At 72.3% G+C, this 18,811-nt stretch carries 14 protein-coding genes; 13 read left to right on the forward strand and 1 reads right to left on the reverse strand.

The window, feature by feature from the left end; genetic code table 11:
* Positions 1-118: 118 nt before the first annotated feature.
* Genes AB0I18_RS29195 through cobI form a run of 7 tightly spaced genes read left to right on the forward strand, consistent with a single transcriptional unit; the run spans position 119 to position 11,182 of the window.
* Positions 119-1,075 carry a cobalamin biosynthesis protein gene (locus AB0I18_RS29195; protein ID WP_363108583.1) on the forward strand — a complete coding sequence of 319 codons (957 nt, stop codon included), beginning with the start codon at positions 119-121 and terminating at the stop codon, positions 1,073-1,075.
* Positions 1,072-2,583, forward strand: coding sequence for a cobyric acid synthase (locus tag AB0I18_RS29200; protein ID WP_363108584.1), 1,512 nt, complete (start codon positions 1,072-1,074; stop codon positions 2,581-2,583). Before AB0I18_RS29195 ends, AB0I18_RS29200 begins: the two co-directional genes overlap by 4 nt.
* Positions 2,580-6,248, forward strand: a complete 3,669-nt coding sequence (cobN, locus tag AB0I18_RS29205) for a cobaltochelatase subunit CobN (protein ID WP_363108585.1) — start codon at positions 2,580-2,582, stop codon at positions 6,246-6,248. The genes AB0I18_RS29200 and cobN overlap by 4 nt, the downstream gene beginning before the upstream one ends.
* Complete coding sequence (locus tag AB0I18_RS29210) at positions 6,245-8,323, forward strand: putative cobaltochelatase (RefSeq protein WP_363108586.1); 2,079 nt, start codon at positions 6,245-6,247, stop codon at positions 8,321-8,323. The genes cobN and AB0I18_RS29210 overlap by 4 nt, the downstream gene beginning before the upstream one ends.
* Entirely contained in the window at positions 8,323-8,922 is a 600-nt protein-coding gene (gene cobO / locus AB0I18_RS29215) for a cob(I)yrinic acid a,c-diamide adenosyltransferase (RefSeq protein ID WP_363108587.1), read from the forward strand. The genes AB0I18_RS29210 and cobO overlap by 1 nt, the downstream gene beginning before the upstream one ends.
* Complete coding sequence (locus AB0I18_RS29220) at positions 8,916-10,451, forward strand: cobyrinate a,c-diamide synthase (RefSeq protein WP_363108588.1); 1,536 nt, start codon at positions 8,916-8,918, stop codon at positions 10,449-10,451. Before cobO ends, AB0I18_RS29220 begins: the two co-directional genes overlap by 7 nt.
* The gene (cobI, locus tag AB0I18_RS29225; protein WP_363108589.1) at positions 10,436-11,182 is read left to right on the forward strand and encodes a precorrin-2 C(20)-methyltransferase; all 747 of its coding nucleotides are present in this window, start codon (positions 10,436-10,438) and stop codon (positions 11,180-11,182) included. The genes AB0I18_RS29220 and cobI overlap by 16 nt, the downstream gene beginning before the upstream one ends.
* A gap of 53 nt (positions 11,183-11,235) precedes the next feature.
* Here the strand turns inward: cobI and AB0I18_RS29230 are convergent, their stop codons facing one another.
* Complete coding sequence (locus AB0I18_RS29230) at positions 11,236-11,964, reverse strand: ZIP family metal transporter (protein WP_363108590.1); 729 nt, start codon at positions 11,962-11,964, stop codon at positions 11,236-11,238.
* 113 nt (positions 11,965-12,077) lie between these two features.
* Here AB0I18_RS29230 and cobM point away from each other — a divergent pair, with 113 nt between their 5' ends.
* Genes cobM through cobC form a run of 6 tightly spaced genes read left to right on the forward strand, consistent with a single transcriptional unit; the run spans position 12,078 to position 18,677 of the window.
* Entirely contained in the window at positions 12,078-12,923 is an 846-nt protein-coding gene (cobM, locus tag AB0I18_RS29235; protein WP_363108591.1) for a precorrin-4 C(11)-methyltransferase, read from the forward strand.
* On the forward strand, positions 12,920-14,230 hold the full coding sequence (gene cbiE, locus AB0I18_RS29240; RefSeq protein WP_363108592.1) for a precorrin-6y C5,15-methyltransferase (decarboxylating) subunit CbiE: 1,311 nt from the start codon (positions 12,920-12,922) through the stop codon (positions 14,228-14,230). Before cobM ends, cbiE begins: the two co-directional genes overlap by 4 nt.
* The gene (gene cobJ / locus AB0I18_RS29245) at positions 14,227-15,912 is read left to right on the forward strand and encodes a precorrin-3B C(17)-methyltransferase (protein WP_363108593.1); all 1,686 of its coding nucleotides are present in this window, start codon (positions 14,227-14,229) and stop codon (positions 15,910-15,912) included. Before cbiE ends, cobJ begins: the two co-directional genes overlap by 4 nt.
* Positions 15,909-16,604 (forward strand): precorrin-8X methylmutase, encoded by a 696-nt coding sequence (locus tag AB0I18_RS29250; RefSeq protein WP_363108594.1) that lies wholly within the window; start codon positions 15,909-15,911, stop codon positions 16,602-16,604. The genes cobJ and AB0I18_RS29250 overlap by 4 nt, the downstream gene beginning before the upstream one ends.
* Complete coding sequence (locus AB0I18_RS29255) at positions 16,601-17,563, forward strand: sirohydrochlorin chelatase (RefSeq protein WP_363108595.1); 963 nt, start codon at positions 16,601-16,603, stop codon at positions 17,561-17,563. The genes AB0I18_RS29250 and AB0I18_RS29255 overlap by 4 nt, the downstream gene beginning before the upstream one ends.
* Positions 17,553-18,677: an Rv2231c family pyridoxal phosphate-dependent protein CobC gene (gene cobC, locus AB0I18_RS29260; RefSeq protein WP_363108596.1), complete on the forward strand. Its 1,125-nt coding sequence runs from the start codon at positions 17,553-17,555 to the stop codon at positions 18,675-18,677. The genes AB0I18_RS29255 and cobC overlap by 11 nt, the downstream gene beginning before the upstream one ends.
* The last annotated feature ends 134 nt before the right edge of the window (positions 18,678-18,811 follow it).

The raw sequence follows: 18,811 nt of genomic DNA on the forward strand, positions 1-18,811 counted from the left end.
CCTGAGTGAGGACATATCACCATGCGCGGCCGCCTGTTGTGGACCAGTGTGCCCAGGCCCGATACAAGGGCTTCTCTCCGGACGAGGGTTCTGCCTTACGTAACGGCGGGCTGAACCGGTGCGTGCCGATCGCGTCCACGCGTACGGCGCCGCCGCCGGCCTCCTCGGTGACCTGCTGCTCGGCGATCCCCGCCGGGGGCATCCGGTCGCCGCGTTCGGGCGGGCCGCGGGAGCCGTGGAGCGGGTGCTGTGGCGGGACCACCGGGGGTGGGGCGCGCTGCACGCCCTCGTGTGCGCCGGCGGGGCCGTGTCCGTCGCGGCTGCCGCCGCCCGTTCCGTACGTACGTCACCCACCGCCTCCAGCGCGCTGACCGCCGCCGCCACTTGGGCCGTCGTCGGGGGCACGTCCCTCGGGCGCGAGGCCCGGGCGATCGGCGGGGCGCTCGCCGCCGGGGACATCGAGGTGGCCCGGGAGCGGCTGCCGCATCTGTGCGGGCGGGATCCGCAGGCGCTGGACGCCGACGGGATCGCCCGGGCCGTGGTCGAGTCCGTCGCCGAGAACACCTCCGACGCCGTGGTCGGCGCCCTGGTGTGGGGCGCCGCGGCGGGCGTTCCGGGCCTGGTCGGATTCCGGGCGGTCAACACGCTGGACGCCATGGTCGGGCACAGGTCGCCCAGGTACCGGCGGTACGGCTGGGCCTCGGCACGGCTCGACGACGTCATGGGGTGGCCGGGGGCCCGGCTGACCGCCGTGCTCGCCGCCGTCGCCGGGAGCGATCCGCGAGGGGCCGTACGTGCCTGGCGTACCGACGCCGCGAAGCATCCTAGCCCCAACGCCGGGCCCGTTGAGGCCTCGTTCGCGGGGGCGCTCGGAGTGCGGCTCGGCGGGACGCTCTCGTACGCGGGAAGGGTCGAGCACCGGCCCGTACTCAACGGTGCGGGGCGGGCCGTGGAGGTCGGGGACATCGAGCGGGCCGTACGGCTCTCGCGGCGCGTGAACCTGCTCGCGCTCGGCGTGAGTGTCGCCGGGCGGCTGCTCACCAAGGGATTCCTCACGAAGGGGCGTACGTCATGAGTGGTGGGGGGCTGCTCGTCGCAGGCACCACCTCCGACGCGGGCAAGAGCGTCGTCACCGCCGGGATCTGCCGTTGGCTGGTCAGGCAGGGCGTCAAGGTCGCGCCGTTCAAGGCGCAGAACATGTCGCTCAACTCGTTCGTCACGCGGGAGGGCGCGGAGATCGGGCGCGCGCAGGCCATGCAGGCGCAGGCGGCGCGCGTCGAGCCCACCGCGCTCATGAACCCCGTACTGCTCAAGCCGGGCAGCGACCGCAACAGCCAGGTCGTACTGATGGGCAGGCCCGTCGGCGAGATGAGCGCGCGCGGCTACCACGGAGGACGGCAGGAACAGCTCCTCGGGACCGTGCTGGAGTGCCTCGCCGAGTTGCGGGGCACGTATGACGCGGTGATCTGCGAGGGGGCGGGCAGTCCCGCCGAGATCAATCTGCGCCGGACCGACATCGTGAACATGGGGATCGCCAGGAACGCCGGGCTTCCCGTGCTCGTCGTCGGTGACATCGACCGCGGCGGCGTCTTCGCCTCCTTCTTCGGGACGGTGGCGCTGCTGAGTGCCGAGGACCAGAAGCTGGTCGCCGGGTTCCTCGTCAACAAGTTCCGCGGCGATGTGTCGCTGCTGGAGCCGGGCCTGGAGATGCTCCACGGCCTCACTGGCCGCTCCACGTACGGCGTGCTCCCCTTCCGGCACGGTCTCGGCATCGACGAGGAGGACGGGATGGCGGTGTCGCTGAGGGGGGCGGTCCGGGAGTCCGCGGTCTCCTCCCCCGTCGGCGAGGACATCCTCCGCGTCGCCGTCTGCGCGATCCCCCTGATGTCCAACTTCACGGACGTGGACGCACTGGCGGCCGAACCGGGCGTCGTCGTGCGGTTCGTGGACCGCGCGGAGGAACTGGCCGACGCCGACCTCGTCGTCATCCCCGGGACTCGGGGGACGGTCAGGGCCCTGGAGTGGCTGCGGGAACGCGGGCTCGCGGACGCCATCGCGCGCAGAGCCGCGGAAGGACGTCCCGTACTGGGCATCTGCGGCGGCTTCCAGGTCCTCGGCGAGCACATCGACGACGAGGTCGAGTCGAAAGCGGGTGCCGTCGACGGACTCGGACTCCTGCCCGTACGCGTGCGGTTCGCGCGCGAGAAGACCCTCACCCGGCCCGTCGGTGAGGCGCTCGGCGAACCCGTCGAGGGGTACGAGATCCACCACGGGGTCGCCCAAGTCGCGGGCGGCACACCGTTCTTGGACGGCTGCCGGGTCGGCGAGGTCTGGGGCACGCACTGGCACGGCTCGCTGGAGTCGGACGGTTTCCGGCGGGCCTTCCTGCGCGAGGTGGCGGCCGCCGCGGGGCGTCGCTTCGTGCCGGCCCCGGACACGTCGTTCGCGGCACTGCGCGAGGAGCAGCTGGACCTGCTCGGCGATCTGATCGAGGAACACGCGGACACGGACGCGCTGTGGCGGCTCATCGAGTCCGGCGCGCCTTCAGGACTGCCTTTCATTCCACCGGGAGCGCCCGTATGAGCACAGTGTTGTTGTTGTCGACCGCCGACACGGATCTGCTGGCGGCCCGGGCCTCCGGCGCCGCGTACCGGATCGGCAATCCGACCCGCGTGGACGTCGCGGAGGAGCTGCCCGCTCTCGTCGAGGGCGCGGACATCGTCGTCGTACGGCTCCTCGGCGGCAAGCGCGCCTGGGAGGACGGGCTCGCCGCCCTGAAGGCGGCCGGGATTCCGACCGTGCTGCTCGGCGGGGAGAGCGTGCCGGACGCGGAGTTGATGGCCGAGTCGTCCGTGCCCGCCGGTGTCGTCGCGGAGGCGCTGCGCTACCTCGTCGAGGGCGGGCCGGAGAACCTGACCGAGATGGCCCGCTTCCTCTCCGACACCGTGCTGCTCACGGGCGAGGGCTTCGAAGAGCCGCTGAAGATGGCCGAGTACGGGGTCCACGGCGAGCGGGCCTTCGTCGACGGGCGCCCCACGATCGGCGTGCTCTTCTACCGGGCCCACGAACTGTCCGGCAACACCGGCTTCGTCGACACGCTGTGCGACGCGATCGAGGCCCGGGGCGCCAACGCCCTTCCCGTGTACTGCGGTTCGCTGCGCGGCGCCGACATGGGCCTCTACGAGACCCTCGGCCGGGCGGACGCGCTGGTCGCCACCGTGCTCGCGGCCGGTGGCGCGCACGCCTCGGAGGCCTCCGCGGGCGGCGACGAGGAGGCCTGGGACATCGGCGCCCTCGCCGACCTCAACATCCCCGTCCTGCAAGGGCTTTGCCTCACCTCCTCGCACGCCGCGTGGGAGGCGTCCGACGCCGCCCTCTCCCCCATGGACGCGGCTATGCAGGTCGCCATCCCGGAGTTCGACGGGCGGCTCATCACGGTCCCCTTCTCCTTCAAGGAGCAGGGCCCTGACGACGTGCCGGTGTACGTCGCCGATCCCGAGCGGGCCGCGCGGGTGGCCGGAATCGCCGTGCGCCACGCCCGGTTGAAGCACAAGCCGAACGCGGACAAGAAGCTCGCGCTCGTCTTCACCGCCTACCCGACCAAGCACTCCCGGGTCGGCAACGCGGTCGGACTCGACACGCCCGCCTCGGCGATCCGGGTACTGGACTCGCTGCGGGACGCCGGGTACGGCGTCGACGGACACCCCGACAACGGCGACGAGTTGATCCACCGGCTCATCAACGCCGGTGGCCACGACGTCGAATGGCTGACGGAGGAGCAACTCGCCGCCGCCCCCGCGCGCGTGCCGCTCGCCGACTACCAGGCCTGGTTCGACAAGCTCGACCCCAAGCTGCGCGACGGGATGCTGGAGGCGTGGGGAGAACCTCCGGGCTCCCTCTACGTGGACGGCGACGACATCGTCCTCGCCTCCCTCCAGTTCGGGAACGTCGTCGTGATGATCCAACCGCCGCGCGGCTTCGGCGAGAACCCGATCGCGATCTACCACGACCCGGACATGCCGCCGTCGCACCACTACATGGCGGCGTACCGATGGCTGGAGGCCGCGACTTCGGAGGGGGGCTTCGGCGCCGACGCCGTCGTGCACATGGGCAAGCACGGCACGATGGAGTGGCTGCCCGGCAAGGGCCTCGGTCTGAGCGGGGGGTGTGCCCCGGACGCGGTCCTCGGCGAACTCCCCCTCATCTACCCCTTCATCGTCAACGACCCCGGTGAGGGCACCCAGGCCAAACGCCGCGGCCACGCCACGGTCGTCGACCACCTCGTGCCGCCGATGGCGCGCGCCGACACCTACGGCGATCTGGCGAAGCTGGAGCAGCTCCTCGACGAGTACGCCCTCGTGTCCGACCTGGACCCGACGAAGGCACCGGCCGTACGCGCCCAGATCTGGACGCTGGTCAAGGCGGCGGAACTGCACCACGACCTGCATGTCGACGAGCAGCCGGACGACACGTCGTTCGACGAGTTCGTGATGCACATCGACGGCTACCTCTGCGAGATCAAGGACGTGCAGATCCGCGACGGGCTGCACATCCTGGGCGGCGGCCCGGAGGCCGAGCCGCGCGTCAACCTCGTCCTCGCCGTGCTGCGGGCCTCGCAGGTGTGGGGCGGCACGGCAAACGCGCTGCCCGGTCTGCGGGCCTGCCTCGCCGAGTACTTCGGCCTGGTCGAGAAGGAGTTGCTGGGCGAGCCGGGTGCGCCGGTGAAGGTGCCGGTCGAGCTGACCGAGCTGGTCCAGGGCCCGGCCCGGACCGGCGCCGACGCGATCGACCTGCTGGAGCAGCTGTGCCGGCGGCTCGCGGAGGGCATGGAGGAGCGCGGCTGGGACGTCGCGACCGTCCCCGCTCTCGTGCGCGAGGTCCTGGGCACCGAACTCCCGGACGGGGTCGCGGTGTTGGAGTTCGCCTGCCGTGAGGTCGTACCGCGGCTCGCCCGTACGACGGACGAGATCGACCACATCCTGCTGGCCCTGGACGGGGGTTACGTCCCGGCGGGACCGTCGGGCTCGCCGACCCGCGGACTGGTCAACGTCCTGCCGACCGGCCGCAACTTCTACTCCGTCGACCCCAAGGCCATCCCGTCCAGGCTCAGTTGGGAGGTCGGGCAGTCCCTCGCCGACTCGCTCGTGCAGCGGTATCTCCAGGACACCGGTGCGTATCCGAAGTCGGTCGGCCTGACGGTGTGGGGGACGTCGGCCATGCGCACCCAGGGTGACGACATCGCGGAGATCCTGGCGCTGCTGGGGTGCCGGCCGGTGTGGGACGACGCGTCGAGGCGGGTGACCGGCTTCGAGGTCGTCGGCCTGGAGGAGTTGGGCCGGCCGCGCATCGACGTCACGGTCCGCATCTCCGGGTTCTTCCGGGACGCGTTCCCGCATGTGATCGGGCTGATCGACGACGCGGTACGCGCGATCGCGGACCTGGACGAGCCCGCCGACCGGAACTACGTACGCGCGCACGCCGACGAGGACACCGCCGAGCACGGCGACCGCCGACGCGCGACGGCCCGGGTCTTCGGGTCGAAGCCGGGTGCGTACGGGGCCGGTCTGCTGCCGCTCATCGACGCGCGCAACTGGCGCAGCGATGCCGACTTGGCCGAGGTGTACGCGGTGTGGGGCGGTTACGCGTACGGGCGCGGGCTCGACGGGCGGGCGGCGCGGGGGGACATGGAGACGGCGTTCAAGCGCATCGCCGTGGCCGCGAAGAACGTCGACACGAGGGAACACGATCTTGTCGACGCGGACGACTACTTCCAGTACCACGGTGGGATGGTCGCGATGGTGCGGCACCTCACGGGGGCCAGCCCTGAGGCGTATGTGGGTGATTCGGCGGTGCCGGATCAGGTGAAGACGCGGACGCTGGGCGAGGAGACGCACCGCGTGTTCCGCGCGCGGGTCGTCAATCCGCGCTGGATGGCGGCCATGCGGCGCCACGGCTACAAGGGTGCCTTCGAGATGGCGGCGACCGTCGACTACCTCTTCGGGTACGACGCCACGGCCGGGGTCGTGGACGACTGGATGTACGAGAAACTCAGCGCGGAGTACGTCTTCGACGCGGAGAACCAGGACTTCATGAAGAAGTCCAACCCCTGGGCCTTGAGGGGAATCACGGAACGTCTTCTGGAGGCGGCCGACCGCGGGCTGTGGGCAGAGCCGGACGCGGACACGCTGGAGCGGCTGCGGGCCACGTATCTGGAGCTCGAGGGCGACTTGGAGGGTGACGACCAGTGAGTACTCCGTTTCCGTTCACGGCTGTTGTCGGCCAGGACGACCTGCGGCTCGCCCTGCTGCTGAACGCGGTGTCGCCCGCGGTCGGCGGTGTGCTGGTGCGCGGCGAGAAGGGCACGGCCAAGTCCACGGCCGTGCGCGCCCTTTCGGCGCTCATGCCGGAGGTGGACGTCGTCGCCGGGTGCCGGTTCTCGTGTGCGCCCGGTGCGCCCGGTGCGCCCGATCCTGCGTGTCCGGACGGGCCGCACGAGGTGGGACCCGGGGTGTCGCGGCCGGCGCGGATGGTCGAGTTGCCGGTGGGCGCCTCCGAGGACCGGCTGGTGGGGGCGCTCGATATCGAGCGGGCCCTGTCCGAGGGCGTGAAGGCCTTCGAGCCGGGGCTGCTGGCCGACGCGCATCGCGGGATTCTCTACGTGGATGAAGTGAACCTGCTGCACGACCACTTGGTCGATCTGCTGCTGGACGCCGCTGCTATGGGCGCCTCGTACGTCGAGCGCGAGGGTGTCTCCGTACGGCATGCGGCACGGTTTCTGCTCGTCGGGACCATGAATCCCGAAGAGGGCGAGCTGCGGCCGCAGTTGCTCGACCGGTTCGGGCTGACGGTCGAGGTCGCCGCCTCGCGGGAGCCCGACCAGCGCGTGGAGGTCGTGCGGCGGCGGCTCGCGTACGACGACGATCCGGCGGGCTTCGCGGCGCGTTGGGCCGACGAGGAGTCGGCGGTACGGGCCCGGATCGTGGCGGCGCGGAAACTGTTGCCGTCCGTGCGGCTCGGCGACGCGGCGCTGCGGCAGATCGCGGCGACCTGTGCGGCCTTCGAAGTGGACGGGATGCGGGCCGACATCGTGATGGCCCGGACCGCGACCACGCTGGCCGCGTGGGCCGGGCGGACCGAGGTGCTGGCGGAGGACGTACGGCAGGCGGCGCTGCTCGCGCTGCCGCACCGGCGGCGGCGGAATCCCTTTGACGCGCCGGGAATTGACGAGGACAAGCTCGACGAGACGCTGGAGGAGTTCGGGGGTGGGGACGGCTCCGGCGACTCCGAGGGCTCCGGTGACGAGGATCCGGATCCGGACGGGCCGGGCGGGGGCGGCGGACAGCCTCCCCAGGACGGGCCGCAGGACGAACCTCAGAACGCGGCCGACAGCTCGGAGCCAGGTGGTGACGAGGCCGTCCAGCCGGAGGCCGGTGAGGGCGGGCAGCCGCAGGCTTCCGGCGGCGGCTCGGGCGAGCAGCAGGCCGTACGGGCCGCCGAGCCCTTTCGTACGAAGGCGCTGACCGTGCCCGGTCTGGGCGAGGGGGCCGCCGGGCGGCGGTCCCGGGCGCGGACCGAGCACGGGCGGACCACAGGGGCCCGGCGGCCCCAAGGCGCGCTCACCAAGCTGCACTTGGCCGCCACCGTGCAGGCCGCGGCCCCGCATCAGCGGGCGCGCGGTCGGTCCGGGCCCGGTCTCGTCGTGCGGCGGGACGATCTGCGGCAGGCGACCCGGGAGGGGCGTGAGGGGAACCTCGTGCTCTTCGTCGTGGACGCCTCCGGGTCGATGGCGGCCCGGCAGCGGATGAGTGCCGTGAAGGGGGCTGTCCTTTCGTTGCTGCTCGACGCCTATCAGCGGCGGGACAAGGTGGGGCTGGTGACCTTCCGGGGGGCCGCGGCCGAGGTGGCGCTGCCGCCCACCTCATCGGTCGATGCTGCGGCGGTGCGACTGGAGTCGCTGCCCACGGGTGGGCGTACGCCGCTTGCCGCCGGGCTGCTGCGCGCGCACGACGTGTTGCGGGTGGAGCGGTTGCGGGATCCGGCTCGGCGGGCGCTCGTCGTGGTGGTGACCGATGGGCGGGCCACGGGTGGGCCCGAGCCGGTCGCGCTCGCGGGGCGGGCGGCTCGGTTGTTCGCCGTCGACGGGGTCGCCTCCGTTGTCGTCGACTGCGAGTCCGGGCCAGTACGGCTCGGCCTTGCCGGGCAGCTCGCGGGTGAACTCGGTGGGACCGCGGTGACGTTGGACGAGCTGCGGGCCGATTCCATCGCCGGGCTGGTCAGGGATGTTCAGGGTCAGGGTGGGCGCAACAGCGGGAGGGCCGCGTAATGCCTCAGGGACAGCCGAGTGTCGTGCCGGACGACGGGCTGACGACACGTCAGCGACGGAACCGGCCGCTTGTCGTCGTGCATACGGGGGTGGGGAAGGGGAAGTCCACCGCCGCCTTCGGGCTCGCGCTGCGCGCCTGGAATCAGGGGTGGCCCATCGGGGTGTTCCAGTTCGTCAAGTCGGCGAAGTGGAAGGTCGGGGAGGAGAACGCGCTGCGCGTGCTCGGGGCCAGCGGTGAGGGCGGGTCCGTCGACTGGCACAAGATGGGCGAAGGGTGGTCGTGGGTGCAGCGCGACTCCCAGATGGACAACGAGGAGAAGGCCCGCGAGGGGTGGGAGCAGGTCAAGCGGGACCTCGCGGCGGAGACGTACAAGCTGTATGTGCTCGATGAGTTCGCCTACCCCATGCACTGGGGGTGGGTGGATGTCGATGAGGTTGTTGCCGTGCTGCGGGATCGGCCGGGCAACCAGCATGTCGTGATCACCGGGCGCAACGCTCCGGAGAAGTTGGTGGAGTTCGCCGATCTCGTCACCGACATGTCCAAGGTCAAGCATCCGATGGACGCCGGGCAGAAGGGGCAGAGGGGCATCGAGTGGTGACTCCCTCCGTCCCTGGTTCCGTCCCTGGTTCCGTCCCTCGGCTGGTTATCGCCGCGCCCTCTTCGGGGAGCGGGAAGACCACCGTTGCCACGGGGTTGATGGCCGCGTTCGCCGCGCGGGGGCTTGCCGTGTCTCCGCACAAGGTGGGGCCCGACTACATCGATCCCGGGTATCACGCGCTCGCCACCGGGCGGGTGGGGCGGAATCTCGACGCGTATCTGTGTGGGGCGGAGTTGGTCGGGCCGTTGTTCGCCCATGGGGCGCGGGGGTGTGATCTCGCCGTCGTCGAGGGTGTGATGGGGCTGTTCGACGGGGCTGCGGGGGAAGGGGAGCTGGCTTCCACCGCCCATGTGGCCAAGCTGCTGCGGGCGCCTGTGGTGTTGGTCGTGGATGCCTCGTCGCAGTCTCGGTCCGTGGCGGCGTTGGTGCATGGGTTTGCTTCCTGGGATCCGGAGGTGCGGATCGGTGGGGTGATTCTCAACAAGGTCGGGTCCTCTCGGCATGAGGAGTTGTTGCGGGAGGCGTTGGATTCGTCGGGGGTGCCGGTGCTTGGCGTCTTGCGACGGGCTGAGCCGGTGGGGACGCCTTCTCGGCATCTGGGGCTTGTGCCGGTTGCCGAGCGGCGGGCGGAGGCGGTTTCGGCTGTGGCCGCCATGGCCTCGCAGGTACGGGAAGGGTGTGATCTGGAGGGGCTGCTTGCGTTGGCGCGGGGGGCTGGGTCGGTGCCTTGTGGCGCGTGGGATGCGGCTGAGGTTCTGGCTCTTTCGCCCCCGCCGCCCCTTCCCGTTCCCGACCTTGGGGGCTCCGCCCCCAAACCCCCGTATCGGCCTGGACGGCCTCGTCCTCAAACGCCGGACGGGCTGGGTGGGCCGGGGCCGGCCTCGGAGACAACAGGCGGACTGGGTGGGCCGGGACTTGGTCCGAAGGTTCCCGTCGTTGCCCTTGCCGGTGGGCCGGCCTTCACCTTCTCGTATGCCGAGCATGCCGAGTTGCTTGTCGCCGCCGGGGCCGAAGTTGTCACCTTTGATCCGCTTCGGGATGAGGAACTGCCCGATGGGACATGCGGGTTGGTCATCGGAGGTGGGTTTCCTGAGGTGTACGCCTCTGAGTTGTCCGCCAATGAGGGCCTCCGTCGGGCCGTTGTCGCTCTCGCGGAGCGTGGCGCGCCGGTTGCCGCCGAGTGTGCCGGGCTGCTGTATCTCGCGCGTGAGCTCGACGGACAGCCGATGTGCGGGGTGATCGACGCGAAGGCCCGGATGGACGAGCGGCTGACGCTCGGGTATCGGGACGCCGTGGCCGTGAGTGACAGCGTGCTCGCCGTGGCCGGCAGCCGGATGCGCGGGCACGAGTTTCACCGGACCGTCTTGGAGCCGGGGGCCGGGGTGACTCCCGCATGGGGAGTACGGGCTCCGGTGCGGCGGGTCGAAGGATTCGTACAGCGAGGTGTGCACGCGAGTTATCTGCACACGCACTGGGCTTCCGCGCCCGGTGTCGCACGTCGGTTCGTGGAGAGGTGTGTCGGGTCATGAGCAACAGCAGGCTGATCGGGATCGGGGTCGGGCCCGGGGATCCCGAGCTCGTGACCGTCAAGGGGGTCAACTGCCTTCGGGCGGCGGATGTTGTGGTCGTGCCCGTAATGGACAGCGGGGAGCGGGGGCGCGCCGAGGCCACCGTGCTGCATTACGTGGGCGCGGAGAAGGTCGTACGGGTTGTCTTCGCGCTCAACGAACGGTCCGACCGGGAGCGGCGCGAGGCCGCCTGGGACGCGGCCGGGGCGCGGGTGGCCGAGCTGCTGCGGGCGCACGGCACCGTGGCCTTCGCGACGATCGGGGATCCGAACGTGTACTCCACGTTCACCTATCTCGCCCAGACCATCGAGCGCCTCGTACCGGGCACCGGCATCGAGACCGTCCCCGGTATCACCGCCATGCAGGATCTCGCCGCCCGGTCCGGGGCCGTACTGACGGAGGGGACCGAGCCGCTGACGCTCGTGCCCGTCACGGCGGGGGCCGAGGTGCTCAAGGACGCGCTCAACGGGCCCGGGACCGTCGTCGCGTACAAGTTCGGGCGGCTCGCGCAGGAAGTGGTCGCGGCGCTGCGGGAGACCGGGCGGGTCGACGACGCCGTGTGGGGGTCCGCGCTGGGGCTGCCGGACGAGTCCATTCGGCCCGCGGCCGAGTTGGACGGCGCTCCGCTGCCCTATCTCTCGACGCTCATCGCGCCCGCCCGGCGCGACGGCGGACGCGGCGGCAAGCTGTGACCCCCTTCAGAGGGCACACATGTGCCGTTTTCAGGGGGCGCATATGTGTCGTCTCACTCCGCGATGCCCACCACCAGCCAGATGAAGGCCGCTCCGGCGATCGTGCACAGCAGGGTGGAGCGGGCGGGGTGCTCGTGGTGCGCCTCGGGGAGGATCTCGGCGGCGGCGAGGTAGACGAGCGCGCCGCCGAAGAAGCCGAGATAGCCGCCGAGCAGGTGCTCCGGGATGGTGACGAGCAGCGTCGAGGCGGCGCCCGCCACCGGTGCCACGGCGTCCGCGAACAGCATCAGCAGGGCCTTGCGGCGGGCGTTCCCGTACAGGGTCGTGATCGTGTACGTGTTGAAGCCGTCCGCGAAGTCGTGGGCGATCACGGCGAGCGCCACGGCGGTTCCCATGCCGCCGCCGACCTGGAAGGCCGCGCCGATCGCCACGCCGTCCATGGCACTGTGACCGACCATCGCGGCGGCCGCGGTCAGGCCCACCTGGGGCGTCCGGCCGTTGTGCTCCTCGGCGCCGTGCGCCGCCTGCCGGACCGCCAGCAGGCGTTCCACCAGGTGGGCCAGCAGGAAGCCGGCCACGAACAGGAGCAGTGCGGCCGGTACGCCGAAGATCTCGTCGCCCGCCGCGTCGAGTGCCTCCGGCAGCAGGTCCAGGCCGACCACACCCAGCATCAGACCGCCGGCCAGGCCGAGTACGAGGTGGCGGCGGTCGGTGACGCGTTGCGCCGTCCAGCCGCCGGCCAGCGTCATGAGGAACGCGCCGAGCGCGACGAACACCGCCATATGCCCTTGCTATCCGATCAACCCCCCTTTCGCGCACGCCCCACGCCCATACCCGCGTCCCCGCGGCCGGCGGAGTACGTGCGCTGATGTCTCGTAGGAGAGGACCCCATCCCATGGCCGATGCCCCCACCGGCAAGGTGACCTTCGTCGGGGCCGGTCCCGGTGCCGCCGACCTGCTGACGTTCCGTGCCGCGCGCGCCATCGCCGAGGCCGACGTCGTGATCTGGGCGGCCAGCCTGGTGCAGGCGGAGGTTCTCGAGCACGCGCGTGCGGGTGCGGAGATCCTGGACTCGGCGACGATGTCCCTGGAGGACGTCGTCGCCGTGTACGAGCGGGCCGCCCTGGACGGGCTGCGGGTGGCCCGTATCCACTCCGGCGACCCCGCTCTCTGGGGCGGTACGCAGGAGCAGGTCGACCGGTGCGCGGAGATCGGCATCGACACCGAGATCGTGCCGGGTGTCTCCTCCTTCTCCGCCGTCGCCGCGCTTGCCCAGCGCGAGCTGACCATCCCCGAGGTCGCCCAGTCCGTGATCCTCACCCGGCTCGGCGGCGGCAAGACGCCGATGCCACCGGGGGAGGAAGTACGGGAGTTCGCGCGGCACGGGACCACCATGGCGCTCTTCCTGTCGGCCGCCCGCAGCGGGCAGCTCGTACGGGAGCTGCTGGAGGGCGGTTATCCGACCTCCACCCCCGTCGTGGTCGCGTATCAGGCGACCTGGCCGGAGGAGCTGATCGTGAAGTGCACGATCGGCACGCTGGAGGAGACCGTCAAGGAGCACAAGCTCTGGAAGCACACGCTGTTCCTGGTCGGCCCGGCCCTCGACGCGCACGGCACGCGCTCGCACCTCTACCACCCGGGCCACTTCCACGGCTTCCGCAAGGCCGACCCGGAGGCCCGCAGGGCGCTGCGGACGCGGGGCGCGACGGACGCGGTGGATGCGACGGGCGCGACCACGTGATCACCGTCATCGGTACGGGTACGGGGGCGCCCCTTCCGCCGGACGCCGAGGCCGCCTTGGCCGGGGCGGGACTCGTCGTGGGGGCCCGGCGGCATCTGGCGGCCGCCGCGCTGCCGGACACGGCGGCGCGGATCGTCCTCGGGCCGCTCGCCCCCGCCCTCGACGCGATCGAGCGGTTCCTGGAGAAACTGGAGCCGGAGAAGCCCGACGAGCGCCGACCGGTCGTCGTACTGGCCTCCGGGGACCCCGGGTTCTTCGGGATCGTGCGGGCGCTCGCCGAGCGCTTCGGGTCCGATCGGCTGACCGTCCATCCGGGGGTCTCCTCCGTCGCCACCGCCTTCGCGCGGCTCGGGCTGACGTGGGACGACGCGGTGGTGGTGAGCGCGCACGGGCGTGACCTGCGAACCGCCGTGAACGTCTGCCGGGCGCACCCGAAGGTGGCGGTGCTGACCGGTCCCGGCTCCGGGCCCGCCGAGTTGGGGGCCGCGCTGCGGTCGAGTGAGCGGGTTCTGGTGGTGGCTTCGGCTCTGGGCTCGGGCGAGGAGGGCTCGGACGAGGAGGGTGCGGAGGGCGAGGGTGCGGGGGGTGAGCGGGTCGAGCGGGTCACGCCCGCCGAGGCCGCCGCCCGCGACTGGGGACCGGCCGTCAGTGTCGTGCTGTGCCTGGACGAGGCACGAGTCCTCTCCCCCGTGCGCACCGTCGCCGGGCCGCCACCCGGGCCCGCTCAATGGGCCCTGGCCGAGGGTGATTTCACGCACCGCGACTCGATGATCACCAAGTTCGAGGTGCGGGCGCTCGCGCTGGCCAGGCTCGGACCGCGGCTCGGGGAACACGTCTGGGACGTCGGCGCCGGTTCAGGATCGGTCGCCGTGGAGTGCGCGCGGCTCGGGGCCGCCGTGACCGCCGTGGAGAAGACCCTGGACGGGGTGGAGCGCGTGCGCGCCAACGCCGCCGCGCACGGGGTCGACGTGAGCGTCGTGCACGGTGCCGCGCCGACCGTGCTGTCCGATCTTCCCGATCCCGACGCCGTGTTCATCGGCGGGGGCGGCCGCGAGCTGCCCGCGATCGTGACCGCCTGCGCGCGGCGGGCCCGGCGGTCGGTGGTCGTGGCGATGGCCGCGCTCGACCGGGTTCCGGCTGTGCGGGGCGCGCTCGTCGCGGCCGGGCTCGACTGCGACGGCGTACTGCTGCAGTCGTCCCGGCTCGCGCCGCTGCCCGGAGATGTCACCCGGCTCGCGGCGACCAATCCCGTCTTTCTGCTGTGGGGCGTCCGGCCTCCGGCGCGTAGTGAAGGAGTCGCACAGTGATCGGCCTGATTTCCGCGACGGCCGCCGGTTCGGCGGGCTGTGAGCGGGTGGCCTCGGCGTGGCCGGGCCGTACCCGTGTGTACGAGGGGCCGGTGGGGGACGCCGTGCGGCGGGCCTTCGCCGAGTGTGAGCAGCTCGTGTGCTTCCTCGCGACGGGGGCCGTGGTGCGGCTCGTCGCGCCGCTGCTCGTCGACAAGGCGTCCGATCCCGGGGTGGTGTGCGTCGACGAGGGCGGGCGGTTCGCGGTGTCCCTGGTCGGGGGGCATGGCGGCGGTGCCAACGAACTCGCCCGGGAGGTGGGCGAGTTGCTGGGCGCCGAGCCGGTCGTGACGACGGCCACCGACTCCGTCGGGGTGCCGGGTCTCGACACATTTGGGTTCCCCGTCGAGGGGGATGTGGCCGGGGTGTCGCGAGCCATGCTGGACGGCGAACAGGTCGGGTTGCGGGCGGAGTTGGCCTGGCCGCTGCCTCCGCTCCGGGTCGTCGCGTCGGGTGGCGAGTATTCGATTCGCGTCACCGATCGGGTTGTTGAGAGCGCCGAGCGCCAAGTCGTCCTCCGGCCGCCGTCCCTCGTCGTCGGGGTCGGCGCCTCCAAGGGTGCTCCGGTCGACGAGGTGCTCGGGCTCGTCGAGGACGCTCTGCGGGATGCCGGGCTGTCCGCGAAGTCCGTCGCCGAGCTCGCCACCGTTGACGCCAAGGCCGGTGAGCCCGGCATTCTCGGGGCGGCCGAGCGGCTCGGGGTGCCCGTGGTCACGTACAGCGCCGAGGAGTTGGCGAAGGTCGACGTGCCGAACCCCTCGGACGCGCCGCTGGCCGCCGTCGGTACCCCTTCGGTGGCGGAGGCCGCGGCACTCGTCCGCGGGGGTGAACTCCTCGTCCCCAAGCGCAAGTCGGCCGCGCGGCCCGCGATGGCGACCTGTGCGGTCGTCCGGCGGGCGGCGCGCGGGCGGCTCGCGGTGGTCGGGCTCGGGCCCGGCGCCCGGGACCTGCTGACACCGCGCGCGAAGGACGAGCTGCGCCGGGCCTCCGTGCTCGTCGGGCTCGACCAGTACGTCGACCAGATCCGCGACCTGCTCCGCCCGGGCACCCGGGTCCTGGAGTCGGGGCTCGGGGCCGAGGAGGAGCGGGCCCGGACCGCCGTGGCCGAGGCCCGGCTCGGTCAGGCCGTCGCGCTGATCGGGAGCGGCGACGCGGGCGTGTACGCGATGGCGTCGCCGGCGCTCGCGGAGGCGTCCGACGACATCGACGTGGTCGGCGTGCCGGGGGTGACGGCCGCACTCGCGGCCGGGGCGATCCTGGGGGCGCCGCTCGGCCACGACCACGTGTCGATCAGCCTCTCCGACCTGCACACGCCGTGGGAGGTCATCGAGCGCCGGGTGCGCGCGGCGGCCGAGGCCGACATCGTGGTCACCTTCTACAACCCGCGCAGCCGGGGCCGGGACTGGCAGCTCCCGAAGGCGCTCACGATCCTCGCCGGGCACCGGGAGCCGACGACGCCCGTGGGAGTCGTACGCAACGCCTCGCGACCGGACGAATCCAGCCGCCTCACCACCCTCTCCGGACTCGATCCGGCGATCGTGGACATGATGACGGTGGTGACCGTGGGCAACACGGCGACCCGTGAGATCGCCGGGCGCATGGTGACGCCGCGCGGCTACCGCTGGCAGGAGGAGGCCAAATGAGCCGAGCCGAAGTGAGCCGAGCTCAGGCGAGCCAAGCTCACGTGAGCCGGGTGTTCCCGGAGACCCGGGTCGTGCACCCCATCGAGCAGGAGTCCTTCCGGCGGCTGCGGGCCCGCCTGGACACCTCGCACTTCCCGCCGCTGACCCGGGCGGTCGTGGAGCGGGTGATCCACTCCGCCGCCGACCTGGAGTACGCGACGGACCTCGTGACCGACGAGGGTGTGCTGGCGAAGGCGCACCGGGCGCTGCACGACGGGGCGCCCGTCGTCGTGGACGTGGAGATGGTCGCGGCGGGCATCACGCGCCGCGCGACCGTGTGCCGGCTGAAGGACGCCAGGTCCGGGCCGGGGCTGACCCGTTCGGCGCACGCGGTCCGGCTCGCGTACGAGCAGGTGGGGCCCGGCGCGCTCTGGGTGATCGGCTGCGCTCCGACCGCGCTCGAAGAGCTCCTCGCGCTGGACGCCGCTCCGGCGCTCGTCATCGGTCTGCCCGTCGGCTTCGTCGGCGCGGCGGAGTCCAAGGCCGCGCTCCGCGAGAGCGGGCTGCCCGCCGTCAGCAATGTGTCCGAGAAGGGCGGTTCGGCGGTCGCCGCGGCCGCGCTCAACGCTCTGCTGTATCACCCTGTCTCGCCGTCCGAGTCCCCGTCCAAGTCCCCGTCCGAGTCCCCGTCCAAGTCCAAGGAGAAATCGTGACCACCCCGCCTCCCGCCCTCCTCATCGCCGGCCACGGCACCCGGGACGACGCCGGCGCCGAGGCCTTCCGCGACTTCGTACGGGAGTTGGGGCGCCGCAACCCCGAACTGCCCGTCGCGGGCGGCTTCATCGAGTTGTCCCCGCCGCCGCTCGGCGACGCCGTGACCGAGCTGGTCGAGCGGGGGGTGCGGCGGTTCGCCGCCGTGCCGCTGATGCTGGTGTCCGCCGGGCACGCCAAGGGCGACATTCCGGCCGCGCTGGCCCGCGAGAAGGAACGGCACGCGGGGATCTCGTACACGTACGGGCGTCCGCTCGGCCCGCATCCGGCGCTGCTCGCCGTGCTTGAGCGGCGGCTCGACGAGGCGCTCGGCGGCGGCGCGCGTACGCCCGCGGACCGGGCCGACGTCACCGTGCTGCTCGTCGGGCGCGGCTCGACCGACCCGGACGCCAACGCGGAGGTGCACAAGGCGGCGCGGCTGCTGTGGGAGGGGCGCGGTTACGCGGGCGTGGAGACGGCGTTCGTGTCGCTGGCCGCGCCGGACGTGCCGTCGGGCCTGGACCGCTGTGTGATGCTCGGTGCGCGGCGGATCGTGGTGCTCCCCTACTTCCTGTTCACCGGGATCCTCCCGGACCGGGTGCGGCAGCAGACCGAGGGGTGGGCGGCGGCGCATCCCGAGGTCGAGGTGCGGTCCGCCGACGTCATCGGTCCGGAACCGGAACTGCTCGACCTGGTCATGGAGCGCTACCGGGAGGCGGTCGAGGGCGATCTGCGGATGAACTGCGACTCCTGCGTCTACCGCATCGCGCTGCCCGGCTTCGAGGACAAGGTGGGGCTGCCGCAGCAGCCGCACTTCCACCCGGACGACGACGGTCACCATCACGACGGGCACGACAGTCACGACGGTCACCAGCACGGGCATCACCATCACAGCGGTCATGCGCCCTCCCATGCACACTGAGGGCGCCGGCGGGCACGGTGTCGGCGGGCAGGGCATCGGCGGGCACGGTGTCGGCGGTCGGGTGGCGGCGCATGATCTTCGCCATCACGGTGACACCGAAGTGCGCGACGACGGTTCGGCGCTCGTCGATCTCGCGGTGAACGTCCGTGCGGGTACTCCCCCGGACTGGCTGCGTGCGCACATCGCCGAGTCGCTGGGCGGGCTTGCCGCATACCCGGACGGGCGGGCCGCGCGGGCCGCGGTGGCGGCGCGGCACGGGCTGCCCGTGGAGCGGGTGCTGCTCACGGCGGGGGCTGCCGAGGCCTTCGTGCTGCTCGCGCGCGCCCTGAAGGTCCGCAGGCCCGTCGTCGTGCACCCGCAGTTCACCGAGCCGGAGGCGGCGCTGCGGGACGCGGGGCACTCCGTGGACCGGGTGCTGCTGCGGGCGGAGGACGGTTTCCGGCTCGACCCGGCGGCCGTTCCCGAGGACGCGGACCTGGTGGTGATCGGCAACCCGACCAACCCCACGTCCGTTCTCCATCCGGCCGGTCGGATCGCCGAACTCGCCCGGCCCTGGCGGACGTTGGTCGTCGACGAGGCGTTCATGGACGCGGTGCCGGGTGAGCGGGAGGCGCTTGCCGGGCGTACCGATGTGCCGGGGCTCGTGGTGCTGCGCAGCCTTACGAAGACGTGGGGTCTTGCGGGGTTGCGGATCGGGTACGTGCTCGCGTCCGCGGGGGTGGTCGCTGATCTTGAGCGGGCTCAGCCGTTGTGGCCGGTTTCCTCGCCGGCGCTGGCTGCCGCGGAGGCCTGTATGACTCCGCGGGCCCTGGGAGAGCAGGCTGAGGCGGCTCGTCGTGTCGCCGTCGACCGGGGCCATCTGGTGGCGGGGCTCCGGGAGTTCGCGTCCGACGGTGTGTATGTCGCGGAGCCGGCCGAGGGGTCGTTCGTTCTGGTGCGGGTCTCCGGGGCGGTGGGGGTGCGGGATCGGTTGCGGCGGTTGGGGTTCGCGGTGCGGCGTGGGGATACGTTTCCTGGGCTGGACGAGGGGTGGTTGCGGGTGGCTGTGCGGGATCGGGCGACGGTCAATCGTTTTCTTCAGGCGTTGGATCAGGCGTTGACCTCTGGTGGTTAGGCGGTTGGTGGGTGCGGGTTGGTGGGGCTGGGGGTGTTTGTCTGCGGGGTGGGTGGGGGCTGGTCGCGCAGTTCCTCGCGCCCCTGGGTGTGTGGGTGGGGCGGTGCCGCGACGGGGTATCCGATCGCCGCTCT

This window comes from Streptomyces sp. NPDC050704 (genome assembly GCF_040654355.1).
Lineage (GTDB): Bacteria > Actinomycetota > Actinomycetes > Streptomycetales > Streptomycetaceae > Streptomyces.

Coding starts and splice junctions, on each gene's coding strand:
- AB0I18_RS29200 (WP_363108584.1), top strand. CDS start 1,072: ATGAGTGGTGGGGGGCTGCTCGTCGCAGGCACCACCTCCGACGCGGGC.
- cobN (WP_363108585.1), top strand. CDS start 2,580: ATGAGCACAGTGTTGTTGTTGTCGACCGCCGACACGGATCTGCTGGCG.
- cobO (WP_363108587.1), top strand. CDS start 8,323: ATGCCTCAGGGACAGCCGAGTGTCGTGCCGGACGACGGGCTGACGACA.
- AB0I18_RS29230 (WP_363108590.1), bottom strand. CDS start 11,964: ATGGCGGTGTTCGTCGCGCTCGGCGCGTTCCTCATGACGCTGGCCGGC.
- cobM (WP_363108591.1), top strand. CDS start 12,078: ATGGCCGATGCCCCCACCGGCAAGGTGACCTTCGTCGGGGCCGGTCCC.
- AB0I18_RS29250 (WP_363108594.1), top strand. CDS start 15,909: ATGAGCCGAGCCGAAGTGAGCCGAGCTCAGGCGAGCCAAGCTCACGTG.
- cobC (WP_363108596.1), top strand. CDS start 17,553: ATGCACACTGAGGGCGCCGGCGGGCACGGTGTCGGCGGGCAGGGCATC.